At 40.5% G+C, this 20,469-nt stretch carries 15 protein-coding genes; 5 read left to right on the forward strand and 10 right to left on the reverse strand.

Going from position 1 to position 20,469, the window contains the following annotated elements; translation table 11 throughout:
- Positions 1 to 92 precede the first annotated feature (92 nt).
- From BHV72_RS15015 to BHV72_RS15030, 4 genes are all read left to right on the forward strand, one after another.
- Positions 93 to 536 carry a CidA/LrgA family protein gene (locus tag BHV72_RS15015; protein ID WP_005678974.1) on the forward strand — a complete coding sequence of 148 codons (444 nt, stop codon included), beginning with the start codon at positions 93 to 95 and terminating at the stop codon, positions 534 to 536.
- On the forward strand, positions 533 to 1,228 hold the full coding sequence (locus BHV72_RS15020) for an LrgB family protein (protein ID WP_005682205.1): 696 nt from the start codon (positions 533 to 535) through the stop codon (positions 1,226 to 1,228). Before BHV72_RS15015 ends, BHV72_RS15020 begins: the two co-directional genes overlap by 4 nt.
- Before the next feature lie 61 nt (positions 1,229 to 1,289).
- The gene (locus BHV72_RS15025) at positions 1,290 to 2,177 is read left to right on the forward strand and encodes a DUF2156 domain-containing protein (RefSeq protein ID WP_122118075.1); all 888 of its coding nucleotides are present in this window, start codon (positions 1,290 to 1,292) and stop codon (positions 2,175 to 2,177) included.
- 11 nt (positions 2,178 to 2,188) lie between these two features.
- Positions 2,189 to 4,372 carry a GNAT family N-acetyltransferase gene (locus BHV72_RS15030; RefSeq protein WP_005678969.1) on the forward strand — a complete coding sequence of 728 codons (2,184 nt, stop codon included), beginning with the start codon at positions 2,189 to 2,191 and terminating at the stop codon, positions 4,370 to 4,372.
- Between the two features lie 94 nt (positions 4,373 to 4,466).
- On the opposite strand, the gene BHV72_RS15035 is transcribed toward BHV72_RS15030, so the two are convergent.
- Entirely contained in the window at positions 4,467 to 5,309 is an 843-nt protein-coding gene (locus tag BHV72_RS15035; protein ID WP_005678968.1) for a TonB family protein, read from the reverse strand.
- Between the two features lie 151 nt (positions 5,310 to 5,460).
- On the opposite strand from BHV72_RS15035, the gene BHV72_RS15040 reads away from it, so the two are divergent.
- The gene (locus BHV72_RS15040) at positions 5,461 to 6,471 is read left to right on the forward strand and encodes a GNAT family N-acetyltransferase (RefSeq protein WP_055170139.1); all 1,011 of its coding nucleotides are present in this window, start codon (positions 5,461 to 5,463) and stop codon (positions 6,469 to 6,471) included.
- A gap of 11 nt (positions 6,472 to 6,482) precedes the next feature.
- On the opposite strand, the gene BHV72_RS15045 is transcribed toward BHV72_RS15040, so the two are convergent.
- From BHV72_RS15045 to BHV72_RS15085, 9 genes are all read right to left on the reverse strand, one after another.
- A complete protein-coding gene (locus tag BHV72_RS15045; protein WP_122134117.1) occupies positions 6,483 to 7,616 on the reverse strand; it encodes a glycoside hydrolase family 88/105 protein in 1,134 nt (377 codons plus the stop codon).
- A 4-nt stretch (positions 7,617 to 7,620) separates the two neighbouring features.
- Positions 7,621 to 8,916, reverse strand: a complete 1,296-nt coding sequence (locus BHV72_RS15050) for an alpha-l-rhamnosidase (protein WP_122264246.1) — start codon at positions 8,914 to 8,916, stop codon at positions 7,621 to 7,623.
- A gap of 15 nt (positions 8,917 to 8,931) precedes the next feature.
- Positions 8,932 to 9,954, reverse strand: a complete 1,023-nt coding sequence (locus BHV72_RS15055) for a glycoside hydrolase family 43 protein (protein WP_286856412.1) — start codon at positions 9,952 to 9,954, stop codon at positions 8,932 to 8,934.
- A 27-nt stretch (positions 9,955 to 9,981) separates the two neighbouring features.
- The gene (locus tag BHV72_RS15060) at positions 9,982 to 11,238 is read right to left on the reverse strand and encodes a DUF2264 domain-containing protein (protein WP_122264235.1); all 1,257 of its coding nucleotides are present in this window, start codon (positions 11,236 to 11,238) and stop codon (positions 9,982 to 9,984) included.
- 123 nt (positions 11,239 to 11,361) lie between these two features.
- A complete protein-coding gene (locus tag BHV72_RS15065) occupies positions 11,362 to 13,269 on the reverse strand; it encodes a family 43 glycosylhydrolase (RefSeq protein WP_286856415.1) in 1,908 nt (635 codons plus the stop codon).
- A 16-nt stretch (positions 13,270 to 13,285) separates the two neighbouring features.
- Entirely contained in the window at positions 13,286 to 14,824 is a 1,539-nt protein-coding gene (locus BHV72_RS15070; protein ID WP_286856417.1) for a BT_3987 domain-containing protein, read from the reverse strand.
- 15 nt (positions 14,825 to 14,839) lie between these two features.
- Positions 14,840 to 15,733 (reverse strand): discoidin domain-containing protein, encoded by an 894-nt coding sequence (locus tag BHV72_RS15075; RefSeq protein WP_005678960.1) that lies wholly within the window; start codon positions 15,731 to 15,733, stop codon positions 14,840 to 14,842.
- A gap of 28 nt (positions 15,734 to 15,761) precedes the next feature.
- Positions 15,762 to 17,399, reverse strand: a complete 1,638-nt coding sequence (locus BHV72_RS15080; protein ID WP_005682215.1) for a RagB/SusD family nutrient uptake outer membrane protein — start codon at positions 17,397 to 17,399, stop codon at positions 15,762 to 15,764.
- Between the two features lie 28 nt (positions 17,400 to 17,427).
- A complete protein-coding gene (locus tag BHV72_RS15085) occupies positions 17,428 to 20,442 on the reverse strand; it encodes a SusC/RagA family TonB-linked outer membrane protein (protein ID WP_286856421.1) in 3,015 nt (1,004 codons plus the stop codon).
- Positions 20,443 to 20,469 lie beyond the last annotated feature (27 nt).

Genomic DNA, 20,469 nt, shown 5'->3' on the forward strand with positions numbered 1-20,469 from the left:
GAACCCAAGTCTAAAATATTATAATATTTAACACTGTACTTCTATTTTTTCTACCTTTGCAGCGTTTTCAAACAAATCAATAGGTAATTAGTATGATACGTCAGTGCGCCATTTTATTTGGCTGTTTGGCTTTGGGTGAATTAATAGTTTATCTTACAGGCATCAAACTTCCCTCCAGCATCATAGGCATGCTGCTGCTCACCCTTTTTTTGAAATTAGGTTGGATTAAACTACACTGGGTGCAGGGCTTATCCGACTTTCTGGTAGCTAACTTAGGTTTCTTTTTCGTTCCGCCCGGAGTGGCGCTTATGCTATATTTTGATGTAATTGCTGCCGAATTCTGGCCGATAGTGATAGCAACAATTGTCAGTACCGCCCTTGTGCTAGTCGTTACGGGTTGGGTACACCAGATTGTTCGTAAGTTCAGGCTGGCGCGCCAAATAAAACTGGCGCGTAAACTTCATTTACCGGATCTCCATCTATCGGACAGACTTCGTTTAAAAGATAAAATCAACTTAATGAATAAAGACAAATGAGCTTTTTAGAAAATGACTTTTTCCTGTTAGCTGTCACTTTCGGGATTTTCTTCTTCGCCAAACTACTCCAGAAGAAAACAGGACTGGTATTGCTAAACCCGATATTACTTACAATCGCAGTGCTTATTATTTTTCTTAAAATGACACATATCTCTTATGAGACTTACAACAAAGGCGGACATCTTATCGAATTTTGGTTACGTCCGGCAGTTGTAGCTTTAGGTGTGCCCTTATATCTTCAGTTGGAAATGATAAAGAAACAACTTTTACCGATTCTTCTGTCCCAACTGGCAGGATGTATTGTCGGAGTTATTTCAGTAGTGCTGATAGCCAAACTCATGGGAGCTTCGCAGGAGGTTATTCTTTCACTGGCTCCAAAATCCGTCACTACGCCGATTGCCATGGAAGTAACCAAAGCTATCGGAGGTATTCCGTCACTCACTGCGGCTGTCGTGGTTGCAGTAGGCTTACTAGGCGCTATTTGCGGTTTTAAAACGATGAAAATCATGCATGTAGGTAGCCCGATAGCACAAGGTCTCTCAATGGGAACGGCTGCACATGCGGTCGGAACCTCCACTGCAATGGATATCAGTAGCAAATATGGAGCGTATGCCAGCTTGGGCCTAACCTTGAATGGAATATTCACAGCATTACTGACACCTACTATCCTTCGATTATTGGGTGTTTTGTAATTGAATTGAACAATTTCAAGCAATAATCCGTTATTGAGAAACAAACCAATATTGTCAAATCATGTTAGACTTTCAACCAATCACAATAGAATCTTTCCACGATATTCTCCCATACCTAAAACAACAAACGTACAGAACTTGTGACTTTACAATAGGAGGTATATATATGTGGATTGATTATTTCCAATATGAATATTGTATTGCTGATGATTTACTATTCATCAAAGGATATGCTGAAAATGAAAACAAGAAACTATCTTTTACTATACCTATCGGAGCTTCCTCTTTGTCACATGGTATCTCACTGCTAAAGGAATATTGTGACAATCATCATTTACCGCTATTTTTATCGGCAGTTCCTGAAGAAGGTAAAAGACAAATAGAAATGCTATTTTCATGTCAGTCTACGCCTCTACCTGATTGGAGTGACTATTTATATGACCAGAAAGACTTGTCCATTTTACCAGGCCGAAAATTTAACAAAAAGAGGAATCGAGTTAATAAATTCTACAAAGAATACACTAACATCAGCTATGAACCGATCACGATAAACAATATAGAAGCAGTAAAACAGTTTTTTCGCGAATTTTATAGTATAAATCAAAAAGAAAGTCTTTATTTTGCATATGAGGAAGAGATGGTCAATCAAGTACTCAACAACTATTTTAAGTTGAACTTTACGGGTGGGATATTAAAAGCTGAAGGTTGCATTATCGGATTCAGTATAGGCGAAATAATCAATGATACGTTATTCGTCCATATCGAGAAGGCACTCAAACAATATTCCGGAGCATACGAAACTATCAATTTTTTGTTCGCTCAAAATGCTATCACACCTGAAGTTCTTTATATCAATAGAGAAGAAGATGTCGGAGATGTCGGTTTGAGAAAGGCTAAATTGTCCTATAACCCGATCCATATATTGACAAAGTATAATATCATTTTATAATAATAAGTTACATGATAATTAAACCTATAAAAATAGCAGATATAGACATTGTTGCCCAAGTAGCTGCCGAATGTTTTGCCGACGATCATTTTTATGCTAGCCTACATAGTGACAGGGAACAAAGAAAAGAACTTCTCAAGAAACTTTTTATAGAAAGTATCCATATTTGTATCCTTCATGGACATGCTTATTTTTATGAATCAAAAGGAGAATGCATAGCTTTTGCATTATGGTTTAATTATAACCGGCTCAAAAAATTAGACATTAAAGCATTTAATCATATATTTACTTCTACAGACAACCATTTAGAAGGTAAACTCAAAGAAGAATTACATTCCATTGAAAATATCTTAAATGGCAGTCGTGAATACTTTTATTTACTCGCTATCGGAGTAACGCCTTCTCATCGAAGACAGGGTATAGCCACAACATTAGTTAGAAAAATGTTAGATACATATCCTCAATACAATTTATTCGCAGATGTTTCCAATCAACGTTCTCTTAAAATATATGAACAATTAGGGTTCGAAATTCTGGAAAAGTCAGGAAGCTGTACTTTTATCCGTTTACTTAGTCAACAAAAAGACTACTGTATACCAGAAGATAATAATATTTATCTAGCAATACCAAATACTTGCTCTGCAGAATCATTTTTCAACAAGAAAGTCAAATCCCAGCCAATCACTTTGCCATATATGGAAGTGATAGAAACAGGTTGTCCTTTCTTTCGCCAGTCTCTTTATCAGTCTTGTCCCGCTCGACTAATAAAAATTAGTTATATTGAATTACTGCGTTATCAGCGTTTTATCAATATTCTCAATTTTCAGGAAATAGAATTAACAATTGACAATACTTCATGCTTAGTATATGTTTATTCCGGGCATGATGAGAGAAACATTATATACAATAACGAGATACATCATTCACTTTACTGTAAACAATGTGAATGGTCAATCGTCCCAGATGTATATATATCTGTTCCTATTCTTTATAACAATATAGACAAACTTATTCAGACTCACAATCAGCATGATGAATTTACAATTAACCGGGTATTAACATCATTAGACTTTCGAACAACATACGAAGCCGGCATACCTGTCAAAGACCTTGACAGCAGATGCTTCAAATATAGAATTCACCGTTTCTATTTAGGAAAAGTTACAGTACAGATCCAATCCGAGGATCAGATTTCATTTAACGGACTAGCCAACAAAATAAATATTGGTACACCTGTAGAAATCGGATTAATTATTTCCGTTGATGAAATGACCCAATGCGGTGTTTTACACCTTATTTCTTTATCATGCGGATTGCCAATCACCCAGTTATTGGATTCTGTTTCTAGAAATCAAATCAATATCATAAAGGCTACTTCTCAATCTGAGAATTTTTACCAATATATTAAAAATGAATTTGATCTTGAAAAAAAAGGTACAGCTAAAAGTTTTATTACCATTCCTCAAAAAAGGGAAGAAATTGGTAATGACTTATTAGCTTCCATGTTATTTTGTGAAACACTCTATGAAGACAATGAGTCTATCGGAAAAGTGGCAGATAAAGAAATTGTTCAGAAATTAGTATCACCGACCGGAATTGCTCAATATAACTATGCATGCGTTTTTGCCCATACTAACATAGTAATGCAAATTTCCGACACTCTGCAAGGAAGTGTTACCGAACGAATTATAAAAGAATCTATCACTCTTTTTTACATAGAACTAATTCTTTTTGAAGAAGCTGCCATTTATATAGCTGATGACAGAATTGTCAACTTCCTTACTCAACTTGATCAATACAGTCCTAACCAAGTATTAAAGAATATCAATCTTATTATCAGTAACCACGTACGCACTATTGAATTTTGGGATATACAAATGAATTACCCTTCCTCGAAAAAGTCCGTTGACGACATACGTAGAGCCTTTAAAATCAGAAAGGAGCAAGAAAAGATTGAATGTAATAAAGCACAGTTATTAACTATTCATCAAATTAGAAGCGCTATTGTAGATCGTACCGAAGCCTCCATATTATCTGCTGCCGGTATTATACTAACCGTCATTTCTGTCATAGATATAATAACCGACACATCCAAAAGTCCGATATTATCAGTCGTAGCCTTACTTGTTGGTATATTATTATTGATTAAACGTTCTATTTTTCAAAGAATAATTTCAGTGTCTCGCATCAAATAATTTATATAAGAAAAAAATAAAGAGCAAGTTCAATTGAAAAGTAAAACTTGCTCTTTTAGGAATATCTAAAGGCGGTATATACAGAACAGCCCTATTAATCAGCCATAATCTTTATATCCGGTGACGGAACCCGATACCAATATTCTACTCCCGGTTCTTCTCTTCCCGGGATTTTAAATGTCAACTTAATTAAGTTATCATGCAAGCGTTCAACACTGATTTCGTTTTCAACACCTGCGGGGAAAACTGAGTAAACAGATTTTGTAATGTTCTCCACATAGATACTATCCGACTTTAATTCATATTCGCCCTGAACCAGAATTACCGAACCCATTTTATTAGTATCAATAATGATATTCATGAATGTATTATCGACCGAGATAAATTTCAACAATGGGCCTAGTGACAATCTGTAACCCTTTTCGACCGATTCTACCATACATGTCTGCCATACCCCTTGCATTCTCTTATTCTTTATCTCCTGTCCATTGGGTATCACAAGTTTGAACGGGACATTTTTTGAACTATTTTTTTGTAGACTGAACATAATGGGAACCGTGAATTTCACCTTGACTGTCTTGCCGTCTACTATTCCCGGAGTCCATTTAGGCATTTCTTTTACCACACGTAAAGCCTCTTCATCCAATAAAGGGTCAACACCTCTTATTACCTTTGCCTGACTTAGTGTTCCATCTTCCATAACTACAAACTGAACAATAACACGCCCTGAGATAGCATTTTTCTGTGCTTCCACCGGATATTTGACGTTCGAAGACAAGAACTTCATCATGGCCGGAACGCCACCCGGATACTCCGGCATTTTATCAGGAATCAGGTAAACGCCATTTACATCCACCTTCTGTATCGGTTGCTCCTGTGCAACTAATAGTGAACAAGCAAATAAAGAGATAATCAGACTAAGTAGTTTTGTTTTCATAATATATTAATTTAAGAGTTAGAACAGCAAATCAATTATGCAATAATACCTAAAAAAGAATGAAATCACAAACATTATTGAACATTTCTACTCTCCTCATACGTTTTTAAGGTACCTTTGCAGAAATAACGAAGAAAAACCTAAGCATACAATGAAAGAAAAAGTAAAAGCATTATGGAAGTTGTGTTTCGACGATAGTGATCAGTTCATCGATATGTACTTCAGACTACGGTATAAGAGTGAAATAAATGTTGTTATTGAAAGCGGGAACGAAGTGATTTCCGCCCTTCAAATGCTTCCTTACCCCATGAGTTTTTGCGGGAAACAGGTAGCTACTTCTTATATATCCGGCGCCTGCACTCATCCGGACTTTCGGAACAGAGGAGTAATGCGTCAGCTTTTATCACAAGCTTTTGCCCGAATGCTACCGAACGGGATCTTCTTCAGTACACTGATACCGGCAAATCCGTGGCTATTCGATTATTATGCACGCATAGGATATGCTCCGGTGTTTCAATATTCTACGAAAGAAATCATTCTTCCGGAGTTTATTCCTTCCAAAGAAATAAAGGTTGATATCGTGTCCGAATATAAGGAAGAAGTATATTCCTATTTGAATAAGAAACTTGCGGAACGCCCTTGTTGCATCCAGCATACAACAGAAGATTTTGAGGTAATTATGGCTGATCTCGCTATCAGTAATGGTATTTTGCTCGTAGCCAAATTAAATAACGAAATAAACGGAATAGCGATTGTGTATAAAAGAGACGAAAGCGTCATTATCAACGAACTTCTCGTAGAAACTAAAGACGCTGAACATAGTTTATTGTTTCATCTCAAACAACATACCGGATGTAATCGTATGATTCAATTATTACCTCCTGACAAAAAGCGGCCTCAACAAGCATTAGGAATGGCACGCATCATCAATGCAAAAGAAGTTCTACAATTATACGCTGCCACTTTCCCGGAAGATGAAATGCAGATAGAGGTATCAGACAAGCAGTTATCTGTAAATAATGGTTATTACTACTTATGCAAAGGAAAATGTATGTATAGCACCGAACGTTTGCCCGGTGCACACATACAAATGAATATCACTGAATTAACTAACAGAATCCTCCAACCGTTAAATCCCTATATGAGCCTTATGCTGAATTAAAAGCATCTATTTTATTTATTCAGATAACGTACCCGTTCACAAGCTGCCAACAGAAATGCTCCCACTCCAAAATTGGAAGTAGAATTAGCATCTACTACTTGTCCCGGTATAGCCTTTTCGCCGATAGGCTGTACATAACCGATTTTCCCATCAGGTTGAAGGGCAACTGTTATCAAATATTGCCATGCTTTTTCAACTATCGGCTGATATTCGCCGGCATTCAGGAAACCGTTATTAATTCCCCATTGCAGACCATAAGCAAAGAAAGCTGTTCCGCTGGTTTCCGGTCCCGGTGCATGTTGCGGATCAAGCATACTGCGTGTCCAATAACCTTCCGGTTGCTGACAAGCAGCAACAGATTTAGCCAATGTACGGAAACGGTCTATATATTCCTGGCGATATTTATCCGTTTTAGGCAAGTCTTTCAGCACCTTTGCCAGTCCGGCTAATACCCAACCGTCACCGCGTGCCCAAAAATCTTTTTTACCATTCACACTTTTATGCTTCGGATATACGTATTTTCCATCCCGATAATAAAGTCCGGCTTCTTCGTCGTACATAATACTATCGGCATAAACGAGATATTCATGCAATTTCTCCAGGTAAAGTGGATTCTTGGTGATATTATACATCTTTGTCATCACCGGCATTACCATATACAGTCCATCGGCCCACCACCAATAATCACGGTTAGGTGTACTCATCTGATACTCCATTACTTCGCGGGCACGGGCTATTTTTTGCGTATCCGGCTCCAAATTATATAAATCGGCATAGGTTTGAAAACAAATCTGATAATCTCCGAAAAGCACATAGTCGTCACTTTCTCCATAGCTGTATTTCCAGCAGGTTTTATCGTCCGACTTAGCTCCTTTCCATTGATTATGCTCAGCCCACTCTTTCGAATATTCCAGATATTCCGGTTTCTTTGTCAAAAAATAAACTTCCATATTCCCGGTATGATAGGCGGCATTATCCCAGAAGGACCGACCATGTTCCGGATGATTCGTCTGCCAATAGCCATTCACTTTATGAATCATCTCTATCACTTCTCCCGAAGAACCGGTTTTCTTTTCCGCACAACCTGTACATATTGTACTTCCCAAAAGGAAAGCCGAAAAAAGAGTTACATATAAATTCTTCATATTTTTATTTTTTTGTATTCATATCCATTTCCAACACATATACCATTTGAGGTTCAATCTCGGCCATACGTTCGCCGTCCCCCTGACGAGTGTGTTGTACAAAGAGATGTAGTTTCCGTTGTTTCTTCCAAAGCTCCGTATCATGTGAAGGTTCCCAGGCATCCACCGAGAAATCTGTTAGATCCGTTATCGTCCATTGACTGATAGCAAGATCAGTAGCGTGAGCTATTGAAACACAACTTCCCCGTTCTTCGTCACGAAAGATGTAGAAAACTTCCCCTCCCCCTACAACAATACGCGGACGAGCAATAGGAATCATTTTCGTACCGCCGCCTTTCAACGTGAAAGGTGTTTTCCGATCGGTTACCTGACGATGATGCCATACCTTCCCATCATTCCAGACAATGCGATATTGAGGTATATTACTGTCAGGGTCCCTCCAATAAGTAGCTATATAAGGATTTCCTCCAGCATCGGCACTCATACTGGTCTGATTGATTAACTCACTATTTTGGGGTAGCCGACAAGCGTATTCCGCATTCGACAACTTAATCGGAAGTTCGTATTGTTCTCCGCTTGATTTGTACCATGTCACACCATTATCAAATGAACGGGCATAACAGATATCGTGGTTTGTCTCCACTTGCCAAGTTTCACGCCATACCCAGGAAAGGTGAATCGTTCCTTGCTCGTCAACATATAGCTGCCAATAAGCATTCCGCTTATTTTCTCCGTCTATTAAGACATCTTGAACACGGCTCCACTTATGTTCTTTCAATGAATAACGGTTCATTACCAAATTACCACGTCCGGAAGAACCGGAACGGTAAACAAACAATAAATCTCCACCGGACAAAGAGTAAAATTCCGGATAAGTAACATTGCCTTCATCTACTCCGGTCATTGGCATTTTCTCTCCCAATTCCAAAGAAGCGGGAGCAATGCTCCGGCAGTAATTCAGTTTATGCCCGTGATGATCAAACGAAATATGCAAATACCCTTCTCCATCTATTATCATACTGATGATATTATGAGCATCTTTCACATTTCCACGATATTGTGTACGGTGCAATGTCCACAGTTCCGAATTCAGTTTACGTTTTCCCAATACAAGATAACCTTCAGCATCATAATAGCTGATATACTGCTCATCACCGTGAGTTATCAGGGAGTTGTTACGGAATACCGTAGTATTGACCGAAGTACAACTATATCCCTTCCCCACTTCAACCAAATGTTGAGGGTAACATAGTACAGGAATAAACATGATTCCGCAAAGTAGTAGCAATATTCGCCTCATGTTCATTCTTCTTTTTTATTTATCAAAAATAGAAAAGTCCCATTTCTCATGCCAGGGAATTGTAATTTTCCCGTCTTTTATCAATACAGGCAACCAGACATAGCGAGAATCCTCCAAATCTTTCTTTTTCCAACGGTCAAACATAGCGATGTATGCATCCTTCTTGCCAATAACAGGCTGAACGTATGTGCTTTGTGCATAGAATGTCTTGTCCGCATCCGGCCCCGTGCAAGGATTACCGATTGTTTTCCACGTACCCATGATAGAATCCGCAACCGCAATCTCCGCTACATTCGGATCCCAGCCTGTACAACCGGAACTCAACATATAGTATTTACCATCATATTTAAAGACAGCAGGAGCTTCACGGGATTCTTTCACAAAATTACGTGTAAAACGTCCGCTCGGTTTCAGATAGTCGTCAGTCAGCAAGCTGATATACATTGTAGCATTGTTCTCCGAAGAGTAGAATTGATAAGCACGGCCATCATCATCCACAAAAACGGTCTGGTCGCGACTCATCGCATTGTTAGGGCGGAAACTTCCCTGATAAATAAATGGCCCGACAGGAGAATCGGAAACAGCAACTCCGGCACAAGCCTTGCTGTAATCGGCACTTTCCACATGTGCCCACATCACAAATTTACCTGTCTTTTTATTATAAACCACTTTTGGGCGTTCCAAGACTTTGGACGGATGCAGATCGTGATCCGGGTCATTTTTAACAGCCGGAAGCACAATACCTTCAAATTTCCAGTTCAGTAAGTCCTTGGAAGAGTAGCAACCTACTCCAGTCACATCCGTACGATAACATTCCCACGTAGCCCATTCGGGCAGAACGGTTTTTCCTTTCTTATATTCACCATACCAATAGTAAGTGCCATTGTGATAAAGAAGCCCGCCACCATGAGCATTGATCGGATTTCCATCCGTATCTTCCCATACTTCGCCGGGAATAAACTCCGTATTCTCCTGAGCCTGTACCGCCACAGGTAATAAGCCTACGCAAATTACAAATAGTAATAATAGTTTAGCCATATATCAATCTCTGTTAGTTAGTTTATTTTAATGAAAAGCATGATCTTTCGGAAAGTCCTTTCCTTCCCAAGCCTTTTTACTGGTCCAATCTTCAGCAGGAGATGTCCAGAATGTATGGTCGGCGGGAAGTCCGAGCGGCAGGAAAGCAAGTGATGCCATATATAGACTGCCATTGTTCGTATACCAGTCGGAAATATTCGGCTGCTTGCCATTGAATCCTAAAGTTAAAAATCCCTTTTCATTGAAGTTACGGTCATCACCAAACATTCTTTTAATAACTGCCGTCATAGCTGCACGAACTTGTCCATCCGGTAATTCCTTGGGCAGCCATCCTCTCCATGCCAATAAAGCTAAAGGCTGCAAAGTTCCTGTACGATAAGTGATAGAACGACCGAAAACCGGAAGCGCCCCTTCCGGAGAGATAAACCGTTCCAAAATCATTCCGAAACGCTGCATCCGTTTCTTTGCACGGTTATAGTCACAATCCGGTGCGTTCCAAATCTTACTTTTACCAGCATTTGTCATGATTTCCAAAGGTTCTATATACATCGGATGCAAAACAAAACTATTATAATAGTCAAAAGCAAAACCCGGACCATCGGAGTACCAACCATCGCCTACGTACCACTCTTCTACTTTACGCAAAGCGGAAACTATGCGGTAAGTATCACTTGGAGCGCCTGCTTTACGCAAGAATGCTTCGACCGTAGCAGAAAACAACAACCAATTTGTGTAAGGCGGATCTACTCGGCGAAGTTGTGTAAACTCAGCTATATAACGTTGTTTCGTAACACTATCTAAAGGAATCCATAAAGCATCATAGCCTCTTATAAAACTCTCTGCAATATAGGCTGCGTCAACCAACGTTTGCCCTTCTTTTCTCCACAAAAGATAATCGGGACTTTCGGGGTCAACAGCCTGTACGTAACTTTTCAAAGCCCATTCACGCAATTGTTTTCGTTGAATGCCTTCTGCCGTATCATCGTCCGGCAAAGAAATCCAAGGAGCTAACCCAGCCATTAATCGACCAAAGCACTCCATATAGGTTACCTTCTTGTTTCGCCCATCCCATGTAGGACTGACTTCTACCAGCATATTCTGTTGCAGCTTCCCTTCACTCAGATTACTAAGTACCGGAGCAGCCATTCGGTACAACACCCCCGCCCATAATTCACGGTCAGTCGGTTCCTTTACTTGTTTCTTCTTTTTTGCCAATAAGTCCTGTGACGGAATCAGCAAGATTGCGATCAGCAATAGTAATGTACAATGTTTATTCAATCTCATGATATTATTTAGGATTTTCGTACGCAAAGATACTTTATACTCATAAGAGTAAGGTTCAATTTTATATCAAAAAAGGGATACAAAACAACCATTTTTCATACAAAAGCTGTAATATATGCGAGTTTAATCAGGTTTCCACCTATCCACCCATTCTATAAAAGGTATTCCTTTCTCATCAAACCGGACAGGTAGCCAAATGTAACGAGAGTCAGCCAAACTTTCCGGCCTCCAACTATCTGCCATAAAAATAAATTGTTTTTCAGTCCCTTGCAAAGGGAGCACATACGTGCTCTGCCCTCCGAAAGTTTTATCCGCATTCTCTCCGACACAAGGATTTGGTAGTTGTTTCCATTCCCCTAAAATCGAAGTAGCAGTCAACAAACGAGCTTTATTAGGTTCCCAACCCGTACAGCCGGAAGTTATCATCCAGTAGATTCCGTCTTTTTTAAAAATAGCAGGAGCTTCATTATGTCCACCTGGAAAAATACGTATATACTTGCCTGTATGACTAAGATAATCATCAGACAATTCTGCAATCTGCAATGTCAAATTGTCTTCCGAAGAATAAATATGATAAGCTTTTCCATCATCATCCACAAACAAAGTCATATCACGGGACATTTGTCCTCCTTCCAAATCTCTTTTCACAAACATTCCCTTTTCAACTGCATCATACCATTCCGGAGTCCACCATTTTTCATATTCTGAAAGATTCCATTTGATCCGTTTCTCTTTCTTCGTCATATTCAATGGATAGATACTCGAATTTACACGAGCCGAACGAATAAAACAATAAGGTCCAGTTGGTGAGTCACTGACAGCGACGGCAGCACGGGCCGGTCCATACCCCCGGCCTTTCAATTCCAGATGAAACCACATTACGAATTTTCCGGTCTGCTTATTATAAATAACTTTCGGGCGTTCCATGATGCACCCTTTTTCAATATCACTTCCTTTTGCTTCAGATATGGGTAACACCACTCCTTCATAGTTCCAGTTCAACAAATCAGTAGATGAATAACAATTGATCCCTTTTTCGGTCACAAAGCCCGAATCGGGGCGATGTTCACCGAACCAATAATATTTTCCTTCATGATACAAAACGCCTCCACCATGAGCATTAATCACATTTCCCTCCGTATCTCTCCAAACCTTACCAGAAACAATTTTTTTCTCTTTCTGATAAACCCGCACATAATCTATTTCATACTTCATCGGCAAAGCACTCTCATCAATCGGACCACCATTGATACCACCAATAGCCAAATTCAACAAAAGATATTGCGGTTTCGTAAAAGGATTCGTCCTCTTGCCGATACTTCCGTTTACAGTATCCTTTAAAGGAATCTCATTCAACAGTTCATCATCCAAATAGAGTTTGATAACTTCTTCATCCCAATCCATCCGCCAAATGTGAAATTTGGAAGCCCATTCCGGATCTTTCTCCGTAAAATGGATATAGGGTGTGGCCTTACTATTCCATTTAGCCCCCCATTGCTTGTCCGTGCCCCACGCAGCATTTGCCAAAATATGAGGAACTCCTTTGATTTGGTAATATTCCATAATATCTATCTCTCCACATGAAGGCCACTCCATATTACTACCCAATGTCCAGATAGCCGGCCATGCACCTTTCGCCACCGGTATGCGGGCACGTACTTCAAAACGCCCATAGAGAAACTCCTTCTTTCCGGCAGTCGTCACCGATGAAGAAGTATATTCTATAAATTCCCGTTCTTTACGCCAATCGTTACTACCGGGTATGTAAAGAGGATTCTGACGATTCCGCTCTTTCCGAGCTTCGATGACAAGGAAGCCTCCTTTACAAACTGCATTGTCCGGCTGATACCATTGAGCCTCCTCATTGCGGACATAACCCTGTTCATAGTTCCATACGGAAGGGGATAATCTCCCCTCCGTATTAAACTCATCGCTCCAGACCAGCCTCCAATCGTCATTCCGCGCAGTTGCGAGCAAAGGCAAGGTCGTCAGTAACAGCAATATAACTGAATAATTTTTCAAATATACCATTGCTTAATCCTATCGTTTATTCAAACTGATAAACACGAACATAATCCACATGATATTCAAGCGGGAACTTAGACAAGTCCGGTTCACCTCCATTGGATCCCAAAGCCAGATTCAACCAGATACATTGTCCGAATCCTTCATCATTCTCTTTACCCGCGTTATTACCTTCATCAAGATATGGATTACGATATGATCCTCTCCACCAATCATCCAGTCCACCAGATCCATTTCCTGTAGTCGCTTTCAAATCCTTAATTTCATTCATCAATTCGTCATCCAAATAAAGTCTCAAGGTATTCTCGTCCTCATCCAGGCACCAGTCCATACGCCAAATATGATACTTCTTCCCCCAATCTTTATCTTTCGCTATAAATTCAGCAACCGGCCTGTTATAAGACTGCCATTTGCCGTTCCAACGGGTGTCCGATCCCCAACAAACATTGGCGTGTACGCTCGGCTTTCCATTTACCAGATAATATTCAAGCAAATCAATTTCGCCTCCCAGCGGCCATTCCCAGCACCAACTGTCAGTGCTTCCACCAGTCGTCCAGATAGCCGGCCATGCTCCCATTGCCGTAGGAATCTTGGCTCTGACGAGCATTCGTCCTTTCCGGAATCTATAATCTTTTGTAATCAGGCAGCTCGAAGTATACTCAGCATATTCACGATTCTTTTTCCAGTCGCTACTTCCAGCTTCATAATTCGTATTCTTTACCCATTCCTCTTTTCCTGTAATTATCAATGCCCCGTCTTTACAAATAGCATTTTCTTTCTGATACCATTGCAATTCCTGATTACGTTGGAAGCCTTCTTCCCAACGCCATACATTCCAGTCCGGCTCTCCCGTTCCATTAAATTCATCATGAAACTTCAAAACCAGTCCTTCTTCCGTCGTTTCCGGTGCATCATTGGGATCAGGCACATATTCCGGTCCTTTTTCATCTTCAGCCGATTCTACATAGGTCACATTGAAAAGTAACATCAACGTATTTGTTTTAGAATTAATTCCATAAGAGGATGAGCCCTCAATCGCTAACGGAAGTACATACAACAAATTCCTCTCCGCTTCCTGGCAAGCTGCAACCAGTTCACTAGAATAGACTGTTACTGATACGGCATCCGATTTTGTTTCACCAGCTTGTAGCGTTAATGTCTGAGAAGATAAATGATAATAGGACTCCGGAAGTAATTCCGCACCGTCATATTTTGCATAAATGCCTCCTTCCGCCACCTTAGCTAGCACTTTATTCAATGTATCTTTATTCACAACCAAGCTAACTTTAGCTTCTTGTCCGGCTGTGCGTCCTTGATAAAGAGACAAGCTCAACTTATAAGTAAAGTTTTTAACAGGCGTTTCATCCTCACTTTGCCGTAAATCCGTAGTCACGTTACATTCCGCACCATCCCACACTTCACGGGCTTGCGTCAGATTCAACAAATTCAGATCTAGTTGACCTTCATAACTAAAATCTTTATCATCGTCACAGCCATATACTCCACCGATGAGGGTGGCCGCCATACAGGCGACCATCCATATTTTATTCATTTTCATCATAAGTCTCATTTTAAATTAATCCAAAGGAACCGTTTCCGGGTCATACTTTTCAATATCCGCATCAAAAAAGGCAATCTCCCCTATATGAAAATATTTCTTGTTCAACGAACTTGTCAATACATTGAAACGGAAATATTTAAACTTCTTACCCGGCATTACAAAATCAGAAGCGTATTTTGTCTGACGTGTTGTGGGCAATCCACTCAAAGTAGAAACAGTTTCCCAATGTTCACCATCCGTACTAATCTGTAATTCCGCAGAAGTAGGGAATCCGTCCGTGTTACCTGTATCCCGCGTATAATACTCGAATGCAAAATTTTCATGTTCTTCCTTTAAATCGATCTGTATATAATGCGGCAGGTCAACTTGCGGAGAATGCCAGTTGGTGTGAAAAAAAGAGGGATCCGCCGTTTTACCATCTATCAAACGGTCAAAATACCCTTCAGACGCGTCCGGATAATTACAAGATAATTGGTCTACTATCAGACTGACCTGTGTACGGGATTTCTCCGTATACGATGCCGGCATCGCTCCCGACCGTGCTTTCAATTCCTGAACTGCTCCTGCTTCATGAGCCGCATTAAAGGTCTGCAAATAAAAAGTATAGTCTCCGAAACGAGCACGAGTATTTTCTATCAACATTTCCGTTGTTCCTTTAGAAGCAATCTTACAGATATTTTTCTTTTGTAAAGGGTCATAATAGCGAATCTGCATATAAGCGTAATCTCCTTCCGGTGCTTTCCAAGTCAGTTTAATCTGTCCCGGCAAAGCCTCCGACACGACCGTAGAAAGTTCAACGGCAGCAGGACTTCCTCCCCCCGATGTTTCAAATTCTTCAAAATTCTTATCACAGCCAACCAGTCCTAAAAGCGCAAAGGCTGCAATCATATATTTAACATTCAACTTCATAGCTTTTATCTTTTATCATTAATAAAACTTACCAACCCGGATTCTGGCTCAGATTCGGATTCTTACGCATTTCCGAAGCCGGAATCGGAAAGAAATACATTTTATCATCCCAAACCAATGATTTATTTGTCCGCTCATAGAGGAAGTTTCCATCCTCTTTTTGGGTAATCTGCATACGCCCGATTTTAGTGAAGCCACCTTCTTTCCAACGGCGAACATCCCAGAAACGATGTTGTTCAAAAGCCAATTCTACCATTCTTTCTTTTTTATATCGTTCCCAAAATTCAGTGTTAGAAATATTATCCGGGAAATCCGGCATTTGTACATCCGAACGCTGACGCACCTTATTGATTGCGGCACAAGCAGACATCCTGAATTCGTTGTCCGTAGCACCGGCCGCTCCCAAATAACGGTAGATTGCCTCTGCATAATTCAGATAAAATTCTCCCAGACGGAAAATAACCCAGTTATGCCGTTTGCCTCCACTGCCACTCTCCGCACTGATGTCGGTAGACGCATCCAAATACTTCTTCAAATAATAACCGGTCGGTGTTGCATAAGGAAGAGGCAGACCATTCTTACCGCCAATAAATGTTTCCAACGGATTCGGATTCGTATTCGGCCATTTGTCACCATTACATGCGATAGTCATGCCGAAACGCGGATCTTTATCTCCATTATCCTTAGATTCGTAAGCATCCACCAATGTTTGTGTCGGGCAATTACCGGAACTGGCATTCTCCATACCAACCGGGAAATTTGTATATTCCGGACTACTTGTATCTCCAATACGACGAACGAAAATCATTTCAGAAGCTTGATAATTATCCGTACCCCAAATATCCGTATATTTTCCAAGCCGGATACCGTTAGCCGTACAATAATCAATAACAGCTTTATTGGCCACAGCAGCTTCACGCCATAAATTCCGGTCTTCACCACCACTGAACAGTTTGCTTGCTCTATATAATGCGGCACGGGCTTTTAATGCCAAAGCCGTTCCCTGCGTGACACGACCGGCCTCCGGGTTGGAACCACCCGCAGCATCATTATCCAAAGCGGAATAAGAAACGGGCAACTCAGGCGCCACTTCCTCACATTCACTAATAATAAAATCAAAGACTTCCGACGCCGGAGTACGTGAAAGAGAATTAGCTTCTTTCTCTGTCAACACATTCACCGTAAAAGGCACATCCCCATACGCACGCACCAACAAGAAATAGTAATACGCACGTAGCAGACGAACTTCATACTGATAACGATTAAATCGGTTCATCTGAGCCTCATAATCCTGCGCATAGCGTAAATCATAAAAATCAAGGTCTTTACTTTCTTCCAGAAAGTAATTAGCGGCACGAATACCCGAATAATACCCCCACAGAGATTTAGGGTTCAATGCACTCCAAGCACCATTTGTATAGTCGAGAACAGATGAATAAGTAACAGCCATTTCTGCTTCATCACAAGCGGAAGCCAATGACTGATAGCTTGGCAAGTCGGAATCCAGATAACTATAGATATTATTCACAAATCCTGCCGTACGGGAAAAATCCGAAAAGACATAATCCTTGTCGTATGACGTGTATTCATGATAATCCATCTTATCGTTGCAAGCTGACACCACCGCTATACAAGCTATTCCTAGGCATATATTTTTCAATTTCATAGTTTCTTTCTTTTTATAGCGTTAAACGTTAAAATCCTACTGACAAACCAACATGAATAGATCGGGTAGCAGGATAAGAGTTATTCATCGCTTCCGGATCCAATTGGTCAATACTATCGAAGCAAAGTAAATCAACCCCTCTTACATATACTTTCGCATTCTTTACCCAAAACCTGTTCAACCAGGATGAAGGAAGCTTGTAGTACACCTCACAATTACGCAACTTCAAAAAAGAACGATCTGCCAACCATAAAGAGCTTGTCTGCAGATTGTTGTCAACAGTTTCCGTCGTCAACCTTGGGAAACGAGCGTTCGGAGTTTCCGGTGTCCAACGATTCCGGTAAACATAATTAGAAATTGTCGTATTATCCACCAATGGATGATAATAAGTTCCCGACAAGATTGCCGTATAATTTCCCACTCCTTGGAATTGTGCACTAAAACCTAATCCCTTCCATTCCAAACCAAGACTGAACGAATAATAAATTTCAGGACATGTACTATTGTATCCCATAGCTACTCTATCATCCGAATTAATTACTTTATCACCATTCATGTCCTTGTATTTAATATCTCCGGCCTTTACCGGTCCAAACTGCTGTGGCAAGCTATTATCTATATCTGCCTGATCTACAAAATATCCAATAGCCTGCAATCCAAAGATTTGTCCTACCGGATTGCCCGTAGAGCGCGTATAGTCATAAGCTGCCGGTTCTTCTAGCATTTCTATAATTTTACTTCGATTGTAAGTGAACGTTCCTCCCAGATTTAATTCCACATTACCCATCTTCTTATAGTAATTGGCGCCGATTTCCGTGCCCCAACTATCTACGATACCCGCATTTACATAAGAACCGGATGCACCCAACACCGCCGAATTCTGTCCGTCTGAACTGACCCAAATATCAGAACGTCTTTCATAAAAGCCATCCACTGTCAAAGTCAATCCCTTGAACAAGGTAGCATCCACACCCGCATTATACTTATAAGCTTTTTCTGTGGTTCCGTTAACAGATGCCAGACGACCTTCATGCCAGCCTCCATCACCACCGAAATTATTATTTATCGGATAGCCATTACCGCCACCTACCGTCTCATTCCAATAGCCGTTACCGGGAATATTATCCGTATTCAACATACCGAAGGAAGCCCGCAGTTTCAGGAAATCCACCACATTCTGGCTTTGCATAAACTTCTCATTAGAAATAAGCCATGCCAGCCCAACTGTAGGAGATACATTCCAGCGATGATCGGGCGCCAATAAGTTGGAGGCAGAAGCCATCAATGTAAAATCTGCAAAATAACGATTCTTAAAGCCATAATGAGTATACCAACCCGCATTCTGACGGTAGAACGTATTATTGATTCCTTTAGCATTATCATATTTATAGGTATAAAGCAACATGGAATACAGACTGTGTACACCAAACTGACGTTGCCAATCGACATTCATTTGGAAGTTAAAGGCGCGATATTGCCAGTCAAGTTTGCTGTCACCCGACATTTCCGTATCTTTTCCTCCCGTTATTTCCTCACCAGCTATCGGCAATCCGTTTTCCCAGGAAGCGACCGATGCCATACCATATTTATATCCTTTTGTGTGATTCTCCCAGTAAGAAGCGAGATTGTCATATCCTATACGGACAGAAGCTCCTAACCCCTTGGTTAAAGAAGACAAATCCTGCCGTAAAGACATATCAGCATATAATCCACGAGTATGTCCTTTTGAGTATGCGCGCCCTTCAGTCAACGCTACCGGATTCCAGTTCTCACCCCAAGTAGTATTTCCTCCCCACAAACCACTTTCCGTACGGATAGGGAAAGCCGCTGAAGGTAATTGATACAGTTTGCTTATCAAATTATCGCTGCCCATACCCGGACGACTGAATTCATTCAAAATCCCCATGATATTGGCCTGCATCTTTGTTTTCGGTGACAAATCAATATCCAGATTGGTACGGAAGTTAGCTTTTGAATACTTTTCCTGAGTGGAATAGTCAGCATTCGTATCAAAGTTTTTGATAAATCCACGGTTGTTCTGCAAATTCATCATTGTATAATAACGCATCTTGGTAGATCCGCCGCGAAAACTTAATGTTGCGATATCTGACGCCCCACGATCACGAAAAACTTCTTCCCACCAGTTTACATTCGGATAAAGATAAGGAGAAGTGCCATTTTTAAACGCATTCAATTCATTTTGCGAATATCGCACCTGCTTGCCATCATTTGTCAATGCTTCATTTAAGGCAGAAGCATACGTATAGGCATCCGCCAATTCCGGCTTGCGCGTCATATAATTGAAAGCATGGTCATAAGAAAAATTAATCTCACGAGTATCGTATTTACCACGTTTTGTCACAATATTGACTACGCCATTCACTCCCCTATAGCCATAGAGAGCCAACGCGGCCGCATCACGAAGTACACTAACAGATTCCACTTCTTCCGGAGTAATATATTTTAAAGCCTGCCAGTTATTATCCCGTTCAAGTCCGTCCACGACCAACAAGATGCCATTATTACCATTCAGTGTCTTCAGGCCGCGAATATACATCGACGGCATCTGCCCCCATACCACACCGGTACTTTGCATGGTAGTCAGTCCCAGCACATTGCCATATAATGAATTTCCGATTGAAAAAGCCGAGCTTTTATCTATATTCTCTGCATATACAGTAGATACGGCACCAGTAGACTCCGCATTCGTTTGCTGCAATCCAAATCCGTAATTTACTTTCTCTGAAGAGTAATCCATGACAACCGTCAATTCCGAACCGTTTTCTATTTTCACCACCTTCATTGCATCATCACCAGTCTGTACTTTCAAACGGCTTCCTTTCACAGCAGTGATTTCAAAACGTCCATTTTTATCTGTAGCCACCCGCACCAATGGGTTCTCTTCAACCGAAACCAAGGCTCCCGCTACCGGCTTCCCTTTTTCATCAAGAACTCTTCCGGTTACATTATCTTCACTTTGTGCCCAGCCGTTCAAGGTGACGCAAGCGAATATCGCTAAAGCTAGTATCTTATATTTTTTCATTTTATTCTATGATTAATCGTAGTTATT

It is taken from the genome of Bacteroides sp. 43_46, assembly GCF_001915455.1.
Taxonomy (GTDB): Bacteria; Bacteroidota; Bacteroidia; order Bacteroidales; family Bacteroidaceae; genus Bacteroides; species Bacteroides caccae.